This is a genomic window from Paenibacillus sp. ATY16 (assembly GCF_003399985.2).
GTDB lineage: Bacteria > Bacillota > Bacilli > Paenibacillales > Paenibacillaceae > Pristimantibacillus > Pristimantibacillus glycanilyticus.
In genome coordinates this window covers 24,018-41,333 of the sequence record NZ_NMOK02000014.1, presented here as the reverse complement: position 1 = coordinate 41,333, position 17,316 = coordinate 24,018, and the positions used below count along the sequence as shown (strand labels likewise).

Below are 17,316 nucleotides of genomic sequence, written 5' to 3'. Positions count from 1 at the left end.
TCAAGTTGTTGTCTTCCTTGTATACATATCTTACCTTTTCGAGCAACTTACTCCCACGCATGAACGTAATCTCTTTTGGATGACAAATGTCATATCATCGGCATGATAAGTTACAATAGGACAAACAGGCATTTCTTAAAGGAGTTTACCGACATGATTGATTCCATCTTCGAAACCCATTTACAGGTGACGGATTTAGACCGTTCCATCAAGTTCTATAAGAAGCTGGGGCTAACCCTTGCGCTGCATAAGCCCGAGCGGAGGTCTGCTTTTTTCTATGTAGGAGAACGCAGGGATCTGCTTGCGTTAAAGGAGCTGCCAAAAGGACAGAAGCTGCAGCCGCGTCATTTCGCTTTTGGCGTTCAGCTTGATCAGCTGCTTACCGCTTCGGACTGGCTGGTCGAACGGGGAATCCACCCGCTTCCGGGCTTTGGCAAAAAAGAGGCTCCTCAAGAGCCTTTCGTTCACGCGTGGATGCCGGCTGCAAGCGTCTATTTCAACGACCATGACGGCAATGAGCTCGAATTCATGGCTTGGCTGGACGACGAGCCGCAGAATCTTAACCATGTTCCTTACTTAAGCGAGTGGAATGAAATCAAGGCGAAAAAATAAGACCTTCAGGGGTCTTATTTTTTCTATATCGCGTGAGGGTCAGTTGAATAGATCCCACTGCACGAAATGCAGGATATGGACTGTGAGTGAGGACCTTTGGAGAGTTATGCTGTACAGAATGCAGCATAATTGATGAAATGTGGTTGAATGGAGCGGTTTAGCTGCCCATATCCTGCACTTCGTGCAGGATATTTCTATGTATAAGGCTTAATTAGGGGAATATACTGCAATTCGTGCAATGACGTCATTCGGCCACTACCTGCTCTACCGGTTCCCGTCCCATTCCTCGTAGAAGCGTTCTACGAATTGCTCCATATAGCGGTGACGTTCCTCGGCTATCCGTCTGGCAGCATCCGTATTAACCAGGTCTTTGAGCTTCAGAAGCTTCTCGTGAAAATGATTGATCGCCGAACTCTTCCCGTTCCGGTACTCCTCCGCGGTCATCTCGCCTCGGGGCGGAATAGCCGGATCATGGATCGGCGTGCCCTTCCAGCCCGCGTATACAAAAGCTCTCGCGATCGAGATAGCTCCAATGGCGTCAAGCCGGTCGGCATCCTGCACAACCTTCCCTTCCAGGGTGCGCATCGGGGGATTATTCCCGCCGTTGTAGGACATGTTCGAGATAATATCCATCACGTGTGCGCGATGTTCTTCTTCCGGCAGATTGGCTTCCAGCCAGTCCTGAACCTTCCGCAGTCCCGCTTCCTTCGAAGGATTCAGCTTCTCGTCCGCCACATCATGCAGCAGCGCCGCAATCGTGCAGACGAACGGATCCGCTCCTTCCTCTCCGGCGATCCGCTTCGCCATCTGCACGACCCGGTGAATATGCCACCAGTCGTGGCCGCTTGCATCGTTCTCCAATACGGATCGGCTGAACTTTTCCGCTTCGCGGATCATCTTCTCTTTATCGTCATGCGTGATTGTCATGGTTGTTTCACCTCAAGCGTTTAATAGATGTACGTTTTTCTTTATGTAGTTGTAACCGGATAATACGGTTAGAATGAATGCCGCGAACATGAGTAACTGATCAATCGGAATAAGAAAACCTACTGACCTGAAGTCTAACAGAACGACGGTAATCGCGATGACCTGAGCTACCATTTTTAGTTTGCCATAACGGTCTGCCTGCAAGGCGATTTGTTGGGCGGAAGCAACCAATCGGATGCCTGTCACTACCATTTCCCGTGCAATGATGCCAACTGCAATCCATGCGGGAATCATATGCTGGCTTACCATCAGAACCAATGCTGCCGAGATAAGCAGCTTATCAGCCAGAGGGTCAAGCAGCTTGCCCAGGTTAGAAATCTGGTTATACTTTCTGGCGATATGTCCATCAAGCTTGTCAGTCGCGGACGCCAATGCAAAGACAAGTGCCGCGTAATAAATGCCGTAATGATTCAAATGCTGGAGCAAACCGGAATGCGCTACTAGCCAGTCGGGATAAATCGGGAATAACAAAATAAATAGCGGAATCAGCCCGATTCGGGCGAGCGTAATTTGATTGGCCGTATTCATGCGTCTCGCGTCTCCTCCTTGCCTTTATGGAAGGCTTGAGCTGCATTTCTATCATTGGCAACCCTGCATAGCTTAGCGAACAGAACCCCGATTACGCTAAAAAGTAGGGTAACTCCAAACGTAAATGCGCCCGTATGACTTGTAGCCGTATACCACAGCGGCGTCGAGCCCGGGTTCCATGCATCGCTGGTGAATCGGTCATATCCGCCTTCTATGAACATCATCGCCCAGATCAGATAAATCTTCGCCATGGCGTAACCGGCGATACAGCCAACAAATCCGCCTAAATAGTAGTAAGGATTAACCTTCTCCAACGCTCCGCCAAACAGACCGTCATTCATATCCTCTGCAGCTCCCTTTTTAAAGGTCCGGGTTCCATTTGTCATTTTCTACCGATAATGTTAATCGAGAACCATCACTAGCCGCAAGCTAAAGCCGACAAAATAAAACTCCGCCTATAAGGACGGAGTTCATCTTCCATAAGTTACAGCACCTTCTCATAACAGAGGCTGGATTCGCAATCCGTATACTCGCCGAAGCGGTCGATCTCGTAATAGCCTTTGCTTGCGTAAAAACGAAGGGCCTCCGGCTGCGGCGCTCCCGCTTCCAGCCGCATAATCCGGCGGTTCATCGCGATTGCCCGATCCTCCAGAGCGGATAAAACGGCGCCCGCAATCCCCTGTCTCCGGCAGCTCGGGTCTACATAGAAGCGCTTCAGCTCAACGGTCGACTCGTCCAGCGGACGAATAGCGCCGCAGCCGACAGGCGTTCCATGGATATACGCAACCATAAAGATCATATCCTTCACCTTCGGATCCGAGAAATCCACCGCAAACACTTCGTCCGGATTGGAATAGCGCTCTGCCAAATCCTCGTCCAGCTTCCGGATTAATTCATGCAAATCTTTGTTGTCATGGGCAACCTGGACAATCTCTCTATCCATTGTCAGCTCCTCTTTCCCGGCATCCCAGCCTATACGTTATATTTTCTAACATTATAGCTTGCTAGACTCGAAGGAACAACTAAAAACAGGAGTCCCGAAAGAGACCCCTGTACAAAACCATGCTTACTTTTTGCCGTTCAAATTAAGCGTAGGCGTCTGGTCGAAGAAGTTCCACGGCTTCAGCATCGTATACACCCATTCCGTCGGCATAATCGGCCATTCCTCGGCGCGCGCCACATGGGTGGTGCCCGTCGTCATCCAGACCACGTTGTCCGTATTGACGATTGATTCATTATCCGAGGTAAACAATCCAAGCCCCGTATCCGACTTCGCCCTGTTCGGGTATTTGCCCTCCGGATAACGCTCGTTCTCGTAATAGCGCGTAACCCAAAGCTGCTTATCCATAAAGTTAACGCGGTTGAACAGCCATTCGTCCTTGCTGAAGTTGGCTCCTTTGGCAATCGGATGCGTGCCTCCGGCATACGGGATAATCTGATAGGAGACCGGATTTCCTACCTTGTTCTCTTTATTCGTGTTTGTGATTAGGCGAATAGTCGAAGCATCGAACTTTTGAGCCGCCTCCTGCTCCGTCCCCACAATACGCGTCTCGGTCTGCATCGTGCTCTCGCGCGGGCCGCCGGCCGTATTGTCCGCCACGACGGGATTAACCTCCATCAGGGAATTTTGCTCTCCGTCCACGTCCATATCGAGACGGAAATTATAAATATGCTGATGCGTTGTACCTACGATGTTATGGTCAATCAGCGTGCCGTATTTCGTATCGCCGGCAGCGGTCTCGTCATGCATAGTGCTGGACTCTACGCCTTTTACGGCTTCAATGCCGGTAGCGCCCGCGTTAATGCCGATCGTGCCGTTTTGCGCGAATACCCAGTCGAAAATATAATCGTAATTGCCAACCGTGCTGATCCAGCGGACCACAAGCTCGCGTCTTTCCGCGCTGACATTGTCCTGCCCCATCTCCTGATGCTTATATTCCGGACCCGCGTAACGTTCGAAGATCGCCATCGCGTTTGGAATGTTCATCGCCGCGCCCGTATAATCGGCAATCGTCGCATCCAGCAATACGGCGTTATCCGGCACATCCTTGCCGCGGGCAAGAGATGACGTCAGAGTCCCCATGCCATATTCGCCCGAATCGAGATAAGCCTTGAAGTACCAGCCTACATCCGGATCGCCATAAGGAACGATCATTCCGCCAAGCGAGCCCTCGTACATGATTTTGCGCTTTTTTCCTTGGTCGTTATAAGTGACCGTCGATAGAATCGGACCTACGCGGGAGTCCAGGCGAAGGTGGAAGTCCCAATTCTGCCAATGAATCGTATTGCCGGTAATCGTGTAGTTCTTGCCTTCCGGCTCCGTAATTTCAAGCGGCTTCGAAGGTATTGCGGCTGTCATATTGCTGCCGTCGTATGGGGTTGCCTTCATCGGAATCGGCACGACGCCGGCATCCTCAATCTTAATCACCTTCTTCTGCTCGAGATCGACCACGGCGACCAGATTCTCGATCGGATGCGCCCAGTAGTTGCCGTCCCCTGTATTCAAATAAGCGACTACCTTAAGCAGCCTCTTGTCCTGCTGCAGCTCGTCCTTGCCGTCGAAATAACCAACCGTCAGCGGCGTGGATACGACTTGCTTCACATCGTTAATGCCGCGTTTCTTCAGTGCAGCCGCATATTCCTCGCTTTCCTCGATGGCGGTCTGCACCGTGCCGAAATCATCGAGCAGCACCATGCCATGCGCGCCTTCGACCGGCTGCCATGCGGTTACTTTTTTTGTTGCCAGATCGACCGTCCCCTCAATGACATGCTTGCCGTCCAGAATAACGACCGCAGCCGAGCGGTGAGCCGATACATCCGTGCCGTCAAGCGCAAACTTCCACACCTGCTCCTTTGGCGGAGCCTTGAGCGTAATTTCGGTAAAGTGGTAGTTGTCCCCGAATTTCCCTTCCGCCTTCAAAATATTAACCGTCTCCGCAATCTCGGCGGAAGTAAGCGGGTTTAGCGGATTAGCCTTTTTCTCTACCTGGAACGTCTGGTCCAGACCAGATTGGAATACTTCGCTAATAAAATGATGGGATACGTACGCCAGGCTTTTCTTCATAATGACCGGGGCTTCCATCTCCAGGCGTTGGCCGTTCACCAAGGCGATATTCGAATTCGGTTTTACCTTGACCAGCGTGCTGTTCTTTGTAATTGTAATGGTACCCGCGAAGCTGTCCCATTTCACCTCAGCCCCAAACTCCTCCAAGGTTGTGCGAAGCGGAACAAAATCCTCCGAGCCTCCATGCGCTTCAGCTGTTGGTGTAGATAGCGGAGCGACTACCCCGCTGCCAAGCGCAACCGTTAAAGCCGTGCCTAGTACCGCCGATTTTTTAGCAAGCGAACCCTTTAATTTCTTCATCTTTGTGTGCCTCCCCATTCTCTTGCGTCTTTCCTTGACGTTAATTTACCTGACACAATAGAGCGAGTAATTGTAAAAAACGGAACTATCTCAAAAATTGTGTCAGAAAATATAACTTAAACTGATTGACGAAAGAACGATGCCTTTGTTATTGTTGTACGCATATTAAGGTTGCGAGAGATTAAGGTTGCGGGAGGAACGAACACAGATGATGGAGGAACTCGTTAGCGGCATCCAGTACGGTTTTGAATGGGAAACGACGGGTTATATCGAACGAAAAATCCATTATGGCGGCCAGCCCGTTATCTATTATCAGTTCAAGACGGATGCGTCCGGGCGGATGATCCATGTCGTGCCGGACGGCTGTGTCGACCTCCTCTTCTGCTGCCATCCCGGAAAGCCTTCCGCCAGGGTTTGCGGCACCGTGCTGCAGGGAAAAGCGCTTTATTTCGAGTCTGATACGACCTATTTCGGGGTTCGTCTGTCCGCGAGGCTAAGTCTTCTGCTGCCTAATCTGCCGTTGAAGGAAGTCATCGAGATCCAGGTCCCATTCGAGGATTCTTTATCTAAATACAAGAATACAGGCGCTATTATTGCGGAGCTTCAAGGTTTCACCGAGCGGATAACAGGCTTTGAAAAGCTATGTATGCCCATTCTTTCCGGCGATGTCCGTTCCATCCGGATGATTGATTACTGTCTGACCTCCATGCAGCGATCAAACGGCAGCGTTACGATCCGCGAGCTGGCAGAGGATACCGGCTACTCCGAACGTTATATCCGCACGAAATTCGAGCAGTCCCTCGGCATCTCCCCCAAGCTGTACAATCGGATTATCCGTTTCCAGCGTTCGCTCGGCAGCATCGTAAGAGGGGCATCCTCCTTGACGGATGTCGCGATGGAAGGCGGTTATTTTGACCAATCCCATTTCATGAAGGAATTTAAATCTTTCAGCCAGCACACTCCCATTCAGCTTCGGAAGCACCCGAAACCTTCCTCATCCTTCCTCTAGTAAATTCGACACAAATCTACAAATGTTCATCCCAATTCCAGAATAATCCGATATAATATTCATAGCTTTACACTTCTCCCAAGAGAGGAGACCGTCTATGAATACGGATATTCTCACGCGCAATAACGTAAAAGTGCTAGGCCAAGGTAAACAGGCTATCGTATTCGCCCACGGCTTTGGCTGTGACCAGAATATGTGGCGGCATATGGTCCCCCTTTTCGAACAGGACTACCGGATTGTTCTATTCGATTACGTCGGCTCCGGCGCATCCCAAATCAACGATTACAGCCCAGACAAATACAACAGCTTAAACGGCTATGCCGAAGATGTGCTTGATGTGATGGATACGCTTCGTTTGGAGGATGCCATATTCGTTGGCCACTCCGTTAGCGGTATGATTGGCATGCTTGCTTCCATTCGGGAAAAGAAATATTTTCGGCGGATTGTTATGCTTGGCGCATCTCCGAGGTACGTCAACGATCTCCCAAGCTATTATGGGGGCTTTGACCGCAACGAAATTGACGAGCTGCTGCAGATGATGCAGATGAATTTTATCGGCTGGGCAAGCTACCTCGCCCCTATCGTCATGCAGAATCAGGAGCGCCAGGAGCTGTCGACAGAGCTGGAGAAAAGCTTCTGCTCCAGAGATCCGCATATCGCGAGGCAGTTCGCGGAAGTAACCTTCTTATCCGATTGCCGGTCGGAGCTGGACTCCGCTTCAATTCCGACGCTTATTTTGCAATGCACGGATGACAGCATCTCGCCTCCGGAGGTCGGAGAGTACATGCATACGCGGCTGAAGGACAGCACGTTAAGGCATATGAAAGCAACAGGCCATTATCCGCATCTCAGTCATCCATTGGAGACAACGCAGTATATTAAGGATTATTTGGCTATCTCTTAAAAGAAAGGCAGTATTTGAATGGATACCCTGTTAAATGAGGCACCCTGCGGTTATTTCGCGATTACCGACAAGGGGCTAATTCAATCGGTCAATCAGACACTGTTAACGATGCTGGGTTACGACCGCGAGGAATTGCTGGAACGGCATATCGAGTCCACGATGTCGGTGGCGAATAAAATGTTTTTCCATACGTACTTCTACCCCTACATTCAGCTTTACGGCCAGGTGGACGAGATGTATTTCTCGTTTCGGACGAAGGACGGCAAGGATCTTCCCGTTCTTCTGAACGGCATCAAGAGGAACCGGGACGGCAACTCCGTGATCGACTGCGTGGCACTCGAGATGCGGAAACGGATTGAGCATGAGAAGGATATCATGAAGACCAAGCAGCAGCTGGAGGTCTTGTACCAGCAGACGAATGAAGCGAATCACAGGCTGGAGCTGCTGCATGCCCAATACGAGAAAAAGCAGCAAGAGCTACTGGAGCTCAATGAACGGCTCGAAGCCCTGGCGTCGACAGACCCGTTAACCGGATTAAAGAACCGACGGTATTTCCAAGAGAAGCTGCAGAAGTATACGGAGCTGTCCGAGCAGACGGAAGCCGCGCTCTCGCTTTGTATCGTAGATATCGACCGATTCAAAAGCATCAACGATACGTATGGCCATCCTGTTGGCGACCTTGTTCTTACACGGCTGGCCCAGCTGCTGCAGGAGCAGTCGCCGGCTGAGGCGGTCGTCGCCCGGTTCGGCGGAGAAGAGTTTGTCATTCTGCTGCCGGGACTGGATCAGGAGCAGGCACTTGCTGCCGCGGAGCGGTACCGTGCGGCCACGGAGACGACTCCGCTTGGCGATCTGCGTATTACCATCAGCATCGGCGCGGCAACCTTTGCTGCCGCGGACACCGAGCTTTCCCTGCTCCAGCAGGCCGATCAAGCGCTCTATCTCTCGAAAAACAACGGGCGCAACCGGGTTACGCATTACCGCGATTAATGATAAAGGCAGTCCATACCAGTGGTATGGACTGCCTCTATTCGCTTTCTCATTTACCCAGCCTCTGCATCCGTACGCTTTTGGGCGATATGCACCCAGTATCCACCCAAAACGGGCCGCCTTAACGATGCGCGGCATCGTTAAGGCGGCTAACTAGCTGCTTTTCCACGGCCTTAACGATACGGCGTATCGTTAAGCAATGCGTGGATGCACACTTTCGACCACATCCGCCCAAAACGGGCTGTCTTAACGATGCGCGACATCGTTAAGGCCGCTAACTTGCTGCTTTTCCACGGCCTTAACGAAACGTCTGGACCTCTGTCAAGAAAGTGGACACTGCTTAAGAGCAATTAGCCGATCTGTTGGTAGTACTGTGCTTCGAAACGTTCCGGAGACAGGTAGTTCAAAGCACTATGAATTCTTTTCCGGTTATAGAAAAACTCAATATACTCGAATAGTTCCGTGTAAGCCTGCTCCTTTGTGCGAAAACGAGTGCAGTAAATAAGTTCCTTCTTCAGCACGCTGTGGAAGGACTCTATGCATGCATTATCGTAACAGTTGCCTCTGCGACTCATACTTGCCCTCATTTGATATTGTTCGAGTCTTAAACGGTACTCCGATGAAGTGTACTGGCTACCACGATCTGAATGATGGAGGAGTTCTGGAAGTGGATTTTCAGCCTCATAAGCCTGATCTAAGGCAGCCAGGACAAGGTCAGTAGTCATGCGATCTGCCAGTTTCCAACCTACAATTTTACGCGTGTTTAGGTCCAGAATGCTGGCTAAGTACAGACGACCTTCACGGCATGGAATGTACGTAATATCGGCTACCCAAACCTTATTAGGTGCGGTTGTAACAAAGTTCTGATTCAGTACATTTGGTGCAACAGGATTTGTATGATTGGAATCGGTGGTTGCCACACGGAACTTACGCGATACACAGGAACGAAGGCCGTTTTCATGCATCAATAGGCCAACTAAGCGCTCCGAAACGATCCAGCCCTCACGTTTAAGCAACTTTGTGATCTTGGGGCTTCCATAACGCCTTTGTGAGTCGAGAAACAGGTAGGTAATGCGCGCCACCAGTGCTTTTCTGCGCTTCTGGTAACTGTTCTCGTTGGCCTTCTCTTTTATCCACTTGTAATAACCGCTCTTAGAAACGTTGAGTACGATGCACATCTTCGCCATTCGAAATTCAGAGCGATGATCTTCGATGAATTGGAACCTCAGTTCCTTTCTTTGCTGAAGATGTGCATGGCCTTTTTTAAGATTGCAATCTCTTCGTTTTGTTCCTCAATGATACGCTGCAATTCCTCGATGTCGCGCTCTTTTTTGCGTAACGTTTCTCGATCTACAAGGGGTTCATTTTCGAACTTCCGGTATTTCGCCTGCCACTGGCGCAGGGTTCCCTCCGGGATGTTCAGTTCCTCAGCCAACTGCGGCAACGATTTCTCTTGGCTTTGAAGGTATTTAACGGTGTTTTCTTTAAACTCTTCACTGTAATGCTGCCTGCTCTCTTTCATGTGGACGACACCTCGGTTTTTTTGTGTTTATTATCTACCTGCTCTTAGAGGGTGTCCACTTTTTATTCTAGTTGCAGGCGTATCGTTAAGCTACCCTAGTCAGCATCAACGATGACCTGGCCTCTCGTTAACTCCATTATTTTTAAACAATAAACCATAACAGAAAACAGCCGCAAAGAGTAAAGCAACGGAAACGAGAAGAATATAAGCTGCCCGGTTCTCAACAAACTCCCTGCGAAATACAACAAGCTCCAAACACGCAATCATGCTTAGACCAACATTCTCGCGATTGTACCTCGTTAATTTATAGCGGATTAACCGATAAATAAGCATAATAAAGATAAAGCCCAGAATAACGCTTCCTAAATAGATCATGCCAACTCCCCCTCCCCCAATACGCCCAATTCCCATTTATAACCAAATAGTACCATGCCGCAAAAACTTAATCTACCCGCAGCCATCTTCTGCTTTACATTAAGAAATTTACGAGTAAGATTGTTAAGACAGTCAAATCTTCATGCTCGAAAGGAACCGTCATTATGTCATCCACTCATACGCTTCAATCGCCGGCAGCACCGGCGGACAAAGCATCGCTTTCCAAGGGACTGCTGCTACTGATGGCTTTTACCGCCGGTATGACCGTCGCGAATTTGTATTACAACCAGCCGCTCCTCGCGGATATCGGCCGATCCTTTGGCGTAGCTCCCGATGAAGTTGGTTTTGTGTCCACCTGCACCCAGATCGGCTACGCCTTGGGCATGTTCCTGTTTGTGCCGCTGGGCGACATCAAGGAACGCAAGGGACTTATTACCGTTCTGCTCTCATTGGTCTGTCTTTCCCTGATTGGCGTAGCCACCGCGCAAAATCTCGCCTGGATGTTTATCGCAAGCTTTGCCGTTGGCCTGACAACCGTTGTCCCGCAAATCCTCATCCCGCTTGCCGCGACACTCGCGGCTCCCGGCGAGCAAGGTAAAGCCGTCGGCACCGTAACAAGCGGACTGCTGCTGGGCATCCTACTCACCCGGACCGTGTCCGGCTTAATCGGCGGAACCTGGGGCTGGCGCTTTATGTACGCCGTAGCCGCTGCAGCCATGCTGGCTTTGCTCCTTCTGCTCCGAATCAAGCTTCCCGTAGCCCGCGCAACCGCCGAACTGCGTTATACCGAGCTGCTGCTATCCATGGGAAGGCTCGTGAAAAAGTACTCCACGCTGCGGGAGTCCGCATTAATTGGGGCCGCCAACTTCGCCGCCTTCAGTATTTTCTGGACGGCGTTATCCTTCTACGTCGAAGGCGAGCCTTATCATTACAGCAGCCAGATCGCCGGCCTGTTCGGCTTAATCGGTGCGGCTGGAGCATTAGGCGCTCCCTTCGTCGGCAGACTCGCCGACCGAATCCCGACCAAGTGGATGATTGGCGCCTTAATCGCTCTAAATATCATTGCTTACCTGTTCTTCGGGCTGCTCGGCGGCCTGTTATGGGCGCTTATCGCAGGCGTTATTTTGCTCGATCTGGGCGTGCAAGGCACTCAGGTTGCCAATCAGACCCGTATCTACGCTCTCGAGCCACCGGCACGCAGCCGTCTGAATACGGTACAAATGGTCACCACCTTCCTTGGCGGTGCGATTGGATCGTCCGTAGGCAGCTTTGCCTGGCATGAATGGGGCTGGAGCGGCGTCTCGTTCGCCGGCGGAATGGTAGGACTTCTCAGTTTTTCCGTATGGCTGATCCACCGTTTAAAAAAGTAAAGCACAAGAAAAAACGCTGTAAAGCTGGTCTATGGCCAGTTTTACAGCGTTTTTCCCTTCGCAAGAACTACATCCGCTGGGCCGCTCTTTTCCCAGCCCGCTTGTAGCTTGCGGCAACCGGACCGGAGCAGATGCGTCCTGCATATTGATCAAAAACCTCCGCAAGCGCATCATGCTGGAATTGCAGCTTGGCGCGTTTATAGCCCTCGCGGACCAGTCTTTCGCGCAACGGCGTATCGCTTGCCAGCTTTACGACGGCATCCGTAATAGCCACAACGGACTCCGGCTCCACAAGAAGACCCGTTTTCCCGTCGAGCACCGCTTCCGAAGCACCGCCGGAGCGCCCGGCAATAACCGGCACGCGGGCGGAAGCCGCCTCCAGATAGACGATGCCGAATCCTTCAGCGTCACCCTTTTCAAGCTGCCGGCTTACCATAATGAATTGATTGGCCAGATTGTAATAATCGTTCAGCCGCTCCGTGCCGTTTATTCCCCCCACGAACCGAACCTTGCTCAACACGCCAACCGTTCCGGCCAATTGCTCTAGTCTGTCCCGCTCCGGCCCTTCTCCTACAATGACGTAAACGGCACCCGGAATATGGCGCAAAATCGCAGGCATCGCTTCGATCACCTTGTCATGTCCTTTCCGGGTAACAAGCCGCCCTACCGACAGCAGCACATATTTCCCTACCAACCCGTGCTCCCGCCTTAACTTCTCGTTAACCGCCTTTGGCTCGAACAGGCTTTCAACGCCGGGATGAACAATTCCGATTCTGCCCGGCTCTACTCCGTACTCCTCGACCAGGCGGCGGGTAAACTCGCTGTTCACCATCACGCCATCCGCCTTGCGCAGAATAAGCTTCACCACCTGATTAAGGCCGAAATAACGACGGAACATCAGCATATCCATGCCGTGAGCCGAGATGATATAACGGCGCCGGCCAAACACGCGGAATAACAAACCGATAAAGCCGATTAACACATAACCGTACACCGTGACATCCGGCTCTTCGCTGCGCAGCGTTTTTTTGACCTGCCGGAGCAGCCGCCCCCAGCTGAACACATCGGCACGCTCCCCACGCATAAACGCTCCTCTTATGGTCCGGTAAGGCTGATCTTCGTCAAAGGAAGCACAATCCGGATATTCCGGTGCGATAACGGTCATCTCATGCTTTGTATGTTTGGACAGATTGTAATAGTAGTTCTGCATACCTCCGACACCCGGCGGAAAAACCCCCGCGACCAGCACGATCTTCCTACGTTTCATATACCTTCTCCCCTCGCGTCAGATAGCATACAACCCGAATAACCGCCCAGAACAGCACCTCCGCCATAATGTTCCAAAGCCGGGCAATAACCGAAATTTGAAGCGCCGTCTCCGTCCCAAGCTTCATGGACAGGAAATAGACCAGGAAGCCCTCCCTTACGCCAAGCCCTCCGGGCAGCGGACTTACAAGCCCGAGAAGCCAGGAAGTCGCAAACGTTCCCGCAGCGTAAAACAAACCTACCTTCCCTTTGTCAAAGCTGTTGGTCAATAGCCAAAAAGCGATACCCATGACAAAGTGGCTGGCCAGAAAGCATGCCAAATAAGCAAAAAACTGATTCCGCGTCAGGCTGACCTCCGAGCCGGCCATCTGTGCGCCACCAAACGACTTGGTCATTTTTCCGATCATCTTCTGCAGGAATTTCCACTTCGAAGCTCTGATGAACAAGCTTTTGACCGTTACGGTCAGCGGGCTGTAGAACAAATATATAAGAGCAAACACGATAACTAGCAAAAGTCCCACCCAGACCGGGACAATATGCAGGCTGACAATCAGCATCATGGCATAGACCAGCGCCGCCGCAACGAGCAGAATATTCTCGTACACGATAGCGGCGAATTGGGCATCCAGCGGTACACCGGCTTTGGTCGCCATGACAATCCGTCCGGCAACGTTCCAGAAGCCTCCGGGAATATACTTGCCGAACTGGGTTTCAATAAAAATACGGAGACCGCCTAACATCGAGAGTCCTGAACTGCCGCTTAAGCGGCCGGTATCGGATAAGGAGGCATTGACGATTAACACCCAAATACCGGCTTGAAGCATCAGAAAGATCGAGAATAAGAGCAAGGACAAGTAAAACCGGTCGTTCGCATGTACCAGGAAGGAAGTAAGATCCTCCAGCTTAAGCGGAATGTTGCGAACGATAAATACGACGATGATGGCCAAGACAGCGACCTTGAGCACCGTTGGCGCCAGCTTGCGGTACAGCGGCAACCGGCAACACCTCCTGACTATAGTTAAGCCATCTTCTCATTATAGGAATGTTCTGTTATCCGTGATTTATCTAGAATGCCGAATTTGGTAAAATCCCATACCTTTTCCATTTAAAAATGGATAAACAAAAAGCCGGCCGCCGAAGCACCCAGCCTTGATAAGCTGCCTTTTCCGCTGCCGTTATCCCAGTTCCCTAAGCTGTTTTTTAAACCCTTGATTATCGCTGGAGTAGCCCAGCGCGCGGTAGAACTGATGAGCCTTTTCCCGGTAACCGCTGGATACAAAAATGATGTAGCTGCACACCCGTTCCTCTGCGAATTGCTCGAGCCGCTTCATCAGCATTTTTCCGACGCCTTGTCCTCTGTAATCGGGATTCACCACAACATTCTCCACGACCAGGAAAGGATGGCAGCTCCCGACAAGATCATAACATTCGATCCCCATTGCCGTTCCAATCACCTTATCGCCGTCGCAAGCCACCGCGAGAAAATAGTGCGGATCCTCCGTCACTTTTGCCAGCTGCCTGCCCATCGCTTCTCTATTAGAAGAAACCTCCATCAGCACCTCGAACAGCTCGGCCAGATCCTGAAGATCCCGTAGTGCCGCTTCCCGTATTTCAATCGTTGTCATATCGAGCATCCTCCACTTTTTCATTACCGTAAATTATTGTATCATTCCGTTAGGCCAAGGCCAAAAGCCGAATAACAAAAAAACCGCCGCCTTGTGGGCCAGCGGTTAAAGCTATCCTAGGAGCTAATCGGCTGCTCGCCAGTTGATCATTCTCGAAATAAAGGCAAACGACACAACGATAAAACCAATCAGAATGAACATGTCTACGGTTACTTCATGCGTCCAGCCTTTGGTCAGCATCTCCCGGAGCGCGGAAGCGGAATAGGTGGTCGGAAAAATAACCCCGATATACCGCAGAATCGGCGGCAGCTGGCTGGCTTCCATCATAACCGGCGACAGGAATCCGATAAACATCATCAGCCCCTGCACAAGCATATTCGTCATCTGGTGGTCCGGAGACCAGAACCCGATTCCCGCCCCAACGCCGACCATGCTTAATACGGCCAGAAGAAAGATCGGAATAAGCCCCCACTCGTAATGAAGCCTGATGCCATAAGCAAACTGCCCGATAAACGCCATGATGATAACCGAAGGCATTGCCGTCATCAATCCTCGCACCAGCTGAGTGACGACAAAGACGGCTTTGGAGATCGGAAGTGAAGAGTAGAAGGTAAAGTACCCGGCATGCTTCTGCCAGGAGATCTCCTGCCCGAGCGCGTTAAAGCCCATCATAATAATGGCGAATACGATATTGCCGACGATGACATTAACCATGATCTCCCCGGAGGAGATTCCGTACATAAACTTCATGAACAACAGCGTCGTAAGCGGAAAGATCGTCGCCATAATAAAGATCCATATCCATTGCTCCCGCACGATAGCAACCTGGATTCGCAATAGGATATACAGCTCGGTCCACATTCGTCCTTTGACAAAAGCAAGCGCGTTAGCCAATGAAGCTCCCCACCTTTTCCTCACGGATAACATACCCTGCAGCCTTCTCCTTCTGACTGTCAATATAGAGATAGACGTCCTCCAGATTGGGAGGAAGCATCGCGTATTCGTCAATAGGCAGATCGTTCGCATGAACCATCCAGTCCAGCATCGTACCCGCCCGGTTCTTATCGATCAGAAGCCGCAGCCGGTTCTCGGCAGTCTGCTGGATATCTCCCCACTCCTCCAGCCGTTTCTTCAGATTCCCCGCTTCGCCTTCCACTGCCGTCAGCTCCAGCTTCAGCCTGCCGTCCACCTTTTGTTTCAGGTGAGGAACGCTATCGATCTCAAGAAGTCTTCCGTAGTTGATAAAAGCAACCCGGTCTACAACCCTCTCCGCTTCCAGCACGTTATGGGTGACGAGAAGAATGGTAGCCCCTTGGCGGTTCCGCTCCACGATAATATCCCATACCAGCCGCCGGTTCAGAGGATCAAGCTCGTTAGTCGGCTCATCCAGCACTAGCACGCGGGAATCGCCAATAATGGTTGTTCCGATTCCGACCATCCGCTTCTGTCCGCCGGACAGCTTCTTGAGCGGCCGGCCCGCGAGCTCCGCCATGCCGAACCGCTCCAGCAGCTCCATCGTCTGCTTTTCGGCCTCCTTCTTGGCCATGCCTCGAAGGATTCCGGTAAAGAGCAGCGCCTCTCTGGCCGTCAGCGCGCCAAGGGCATGCGGCTCCTGCGCGTAATAACCGAATTGCGAGGCCACCTTCTTCGCCTGCTTGAGCACGTTAACGCCTGCGTACCGGACTTCGCCGGAGGTTGGAGCCAGCAGTCCGACGATCTGCTTGATTAACGTGCTTTTGCCCGCTCCGTTAGGCCCAAGCAGTCCAAGAATCTCGCCCTCCCGGATGGAAAAGCTGATATCGATGTTGGCTTGCTTTTTCCCCTTCTTATACACCTTGTTAACCTGGTCAATCTCGATTAGCTCCATCGGCAATCCACCTCTTGTTTCCAAGATTATTGGTTTGTTACAGGTGCAAACAGCTGCAATCCAACCCGGCGCATCCCATCCCATACGGGTGAAGAAGAATCATCGGTATTCACCAGTCCCACGCCTTGAATAAAACAAAAGTACCCCCATGCGACTTCATGCGCATCGTAGGACTGTAGCTGGCCCGCCGCTTGGCCTTCGGCGATAACCGTGGTAAGCCCAACCGTATAATCATTGGCGAACCGGTACATCGCTTCCGCTTCCTCCGGGAACCGTTGGTGCTGCCCCAGCACGTATTGCACCAGCCGCAGAAAGGACGAATTGCTGGCCGCAATCCGGATATGCACGTCAATCATGGACTTGATCCTCTCCAGAGGCGTTCCCTCCCCTTGCATGAACGCAAGAAATGGCTGGCGGAACCGCTCGAGCGGCTCCAGCACGGCGCATCGGAACAGCTCCTCCTTGCTTTCGAAGTAAAGCAGAATCGTTGCCGCGCTTATCCCCAAGCTCTTGGCCAGCAGTGCAAATGTAGTACCGGAGAAGCCATTCTCGGGAAAAGCAGTAACGGCTGCCTGTAAGATAAGCTCCCTTTTCTCTTGTCTGGCTTGCTCATTGACGGTCCTTGCCATGCTCGAGAGATCTCCTTTCGAATTAAATATATGAACGTTTATTTATATAATAAGCGTCATTCCTTAAATTGTAAATACACCCCGTTAAGAATTCGTGAAATTTGTTACTCTCTTTTATCCTTGCCTTCTTGGATTCTAGAAAAAAAAGTTCCCGGATGCCCTCATTTACTAGATATGTAAATCAAAAAAATACTATTTTTTATTCTATTATTCTTTGACGTACTTATCTGTTTTTCTATTATTTAAAGCTTCAGCAGTTAATAATTTC

Annotated in this window: 19 protein-coding genes; 5 read left to right on the top strand and 14 right to left on the bottom strand. The window is 51.1% G+C overall.

Annotation, left to right across the window (positions count from 1 at the left end):
• Nucleotides 1-153: 153 nt before the first annotated feature.
• A complete protein-coding gene (locus CFI03_RS07220; protein ID WP_116394005.1) occupies nucleotides 154-612 on the top strand; it encodes a VOC family protein in 459 nt (152 codons plus the stop codon).
• Nucleotides 613-876: 264 nt separating this feature from the next.
• Here the strand turns inward: CFI03_RS07220 and CFI03_RS07215 are convergent, their stop codons facing one another.
• From CFI03_RS07215 to tynA, 5 genes are all read right to left on the bottom strand, one after another.
• Nucleotides 877-1,539, bottom strand: coding sequence for an HD domain-containing protein (locus CFI03_RS07215; RefSeq protein WP_116394004.1), 663 nt, complete (start codon nucleotides 1,537-1,539; stop codon nucleotides 877-879).
• 12 nt (nucleotides 1,540-1,551) lie between these two features.
• Entirely contained in the window at nucleotides 1,552-2,127 is a 576-nt protein-coding gene (gene pgsA, locus CFI03_RS07210; RefSeq protein WP_116394003.1) for a CDP-diacylglycerol--glycerol-3-phosphate 3-phosphatidyltransferase, read from the bottom strand.
• Nucleotides 2,124-2,468: a hypothetical protein gene (locus tag CFI03_RS07205; protein WP_116394002.1), complete on the bottom strand. Its 345-nt coding sequence runs from the start codon at nucleotides 2,466-2,468 to the stop codon at nucleotides 2,124-2,126. The genes pgsA and CFI03_RS07205 overlap by 4 nt, the downstream gene beginning before the upstream one ends.
• 143 nt (nucleotides 2,469-2,611) lie before the next feature.
• The gene (locus tag CFI03_RS07200) at nucleotides 2,612-3,070 is read right to left on the bottom strand and encodes a GNAT family N-acetyltransferase (RefSeq protein WP_116394001.1); all 459 of its coding nucleotides are present in this window, start codon (nucleotides 3,068-3,070) and stop codon (nucleotides 2,612-2,614) included.
• A gap of 123 nt (nucleotides 3,071-3,193) precedes the next feature.
• Nucleotides 3,194-5,491, bottom strand: coding sequence for a primary-amine oxidase (gene tynA, locus CFI03_RS07195; protein WP_116394000.1), 2,298 nt, complete (start codon nucleotides 5,489-5,491; stop codon nucleotides 3,194-3,196).
• 208 nt (nucleotides 5,492-5,699) lie between these two features.
• On the opposite strand from tynA, the gene CFI03_RS07190 reads away from it, so the two are divergent.
• The 3 genes from CFI03_RS07190 (at nucleotide 5,700) to CFI03_RS07180 (ending at nucleotide 8,394) form a co-directional block, all read left to right on the top strand.
• Nucleotides 5,700-6,500 carry a helix-turn-helix transcriptional regulator gene (locus CFI03_RS07190; protein WP_116393999.1) on the top strand — a complete coding sequence of 267 codons (801 nt, stop codon included), beginning with the start codon at nucleotides 5,700-5,702 and terminating at the stop codon, nucleotides 6,498-6,500.
• Between the two features lie 97 nt (nucleotides 6,501-6,597).
• Nucleotides 6,598-7,404 (top strand): alpha/beta fold hydrolase, encoded by an 807-nt coding sequence (locus tag CFI03_RS07185; RefSeq protein ID WP_116393998.1) that lies wholly within the window; start codon nucleotides 6,598-6,600, stop codon nucleotides 7,402-7,404.
• A gap of 18 nt (nucleotides 7,405-7,422) precedes the next feature.
• Complete coding sequence (locus CFI03_RS07180; protein ID WP_116393997.1) at nucleotides 7,423-8,394, top strand: sensor domain-containing diguanylate cyclase; 972 nt, start codon at nucleotides 7,423-7,425, stop codon at nucleotides 8,392-8,394.
• Nucleotides 8,395-8,744: 350 nt separating this feature from the next.
• Here CFI03_RS07180 and CFI03_RS07175 read toward each other — a convergent pair whose 3' ends face one another.
• The 3 genes from CFI03_RS07175 to CFI03_RS07165 all read right to left on the bottom strand — a co-directional run bounded on the left by CFI03_RS07175 (nucleotide 8,745) and on the right by CFI03_RS07165 (nucleotide 10,291).
• On the bottom strand, nucleotides 8,745-9,608 hold the full coding sequence (locus CFI03_RS07175) for an IS3 family transposase (protein WP_248756982.1): 864 nt from the start codon (nucleotides 9,606-9,608) through the stop codon (nucleotides 8,745-8,747).
• Between the two features lie 11 nt (nucleotides 9,609-9,619).
• Complete coding sequence (locus CFI03_RS07170; RefSeq protein ID WP_205411930.1) at nucleotides 9,620-9,916, bottom strand: transposase; 297 nt, start codon at nucleotides 9,914-9,916, stop codon at nucleotides 9,620-9,622.
• 105 nt (nucleotides 9,917-10,021) lie between these two features.
• Nucleotides 10,022-10,291, bottom strand: coding sequence for a hypothetical protein (locus tag CFI03_RS07165; protein WP_116393996.1), 270 nt, complete (start codon nucleotides 10,289-10,291; stop codon nucleotides 10,022-10,024).
• 164 nt (nucleotides 10,292-10,455) lie between these two features.
• On the opposite strand from CFI03_RS07165, the gene CFI03_RS07160 reads away from it, so the two are divergent.
• On the top strand, nucleotides 10,456-11,661 hold the full coding sequence (locus tag CFI03_RS07160) for an MFS transporter (RefSeq protein WP_116393995.1): 1,206 nt from the start codon (nucleotides 10,456-10,458) through the stop codon (nucleotides 11,659-11,661).
• Between the two features lie 67 nt (nucleotides 11,662-11,728).
• Here CFI03_RS07160 and CFI03_RS07155 read toward each other — a convergent pair whose 3' ends face one another.
• The 6 genes from CFI03_RS07155 to CFI03_RS07130 form a co-directional block, all read right to left on the bottom strand.
• Nucleotides 11,729-12,928: a glycosyltransferase family 4 protein gene (locus CFI03_RS07155; protein WP_116393994.1), complete on the bottom strand. Its 1,200-nt coding sequence runs from the start codon at nucleotides 12,926-12,928 to the stop codon at nucleotides 11,729-11,731.
• A complete protein-coding gene (locus CFI03_RS07150) occupies nucleotides 12,918-13,922 on the bottom strand; it encodes a lysylphosphatidylglycerol synthase domain-containing protein (RefSeq protein WP_116393993.1) in 1,005 nt (334 codons plus the stop codon). Before CFI03_RS07150 ends, CFI03_RS07155 begins: the two co-directional genes overlap by 11 nt.
• A gap of 180 nt (nucleotides 13,923-14,102) precedes the next feature.
• Nucleotides 14,103-14,552, bottom strand: a complete 450-nt coding sequence (locus CFI03_RS07145; protein ID WP_116393992.1) for a GNAT family N-acetyltransferase — start codon at nucleotides 14,550-14,552, stop codon at nucleotides 14,103-14,105.
• A 123-nt stretch (nucleotides 14,553-14,675) separates the two neighbouring features.
• Nucleotides 14,676-15,446: an ABC transporter permease gene (locus CFI03_RS07140; RefSeq protein ID WP_116393991.1), complete on the bottom strand. Its 771-nt coding sequence runs from the start codon at nucleotides 15,444-15,446 to the stop codon at nucleotides 14,676-14,678.
• Nucleotides 15,439-16,419 carry an ABC transporter ATP-binding protein gene (locus CFI03_RS07135; protein ID WP_116393990.1) on the bottom strand — a complete coding sequence of 327 codons (981 nt, stop codon included), beginning with the start codon at nucleotides 16,417-16,419 and terminating at the stop codon, nucleotides 15,439-15,441. The genes CFI03_RS07140 and CFI03_RS07135 overlap by 8 nt, the downstream gene beginning before the upstream one ends.
• Before the next feature lie 26 nt (nucleotides 16,420-16,445).
• Complete coding sequence (locus CFI03_RS07130) at nucleotides 16,446-17,048, bottom strand: TetR/AcrR family transcriptional regulator (RefSeq protein ID WP_116393989.1); 603 nt, start codon at nucleotides 17,046-17,048, stop codon at nucleotides 16,446-16,448.
• Between the last annotated feature and the right edge of the window lie 268 nt (nucleotides 17,049-17,316).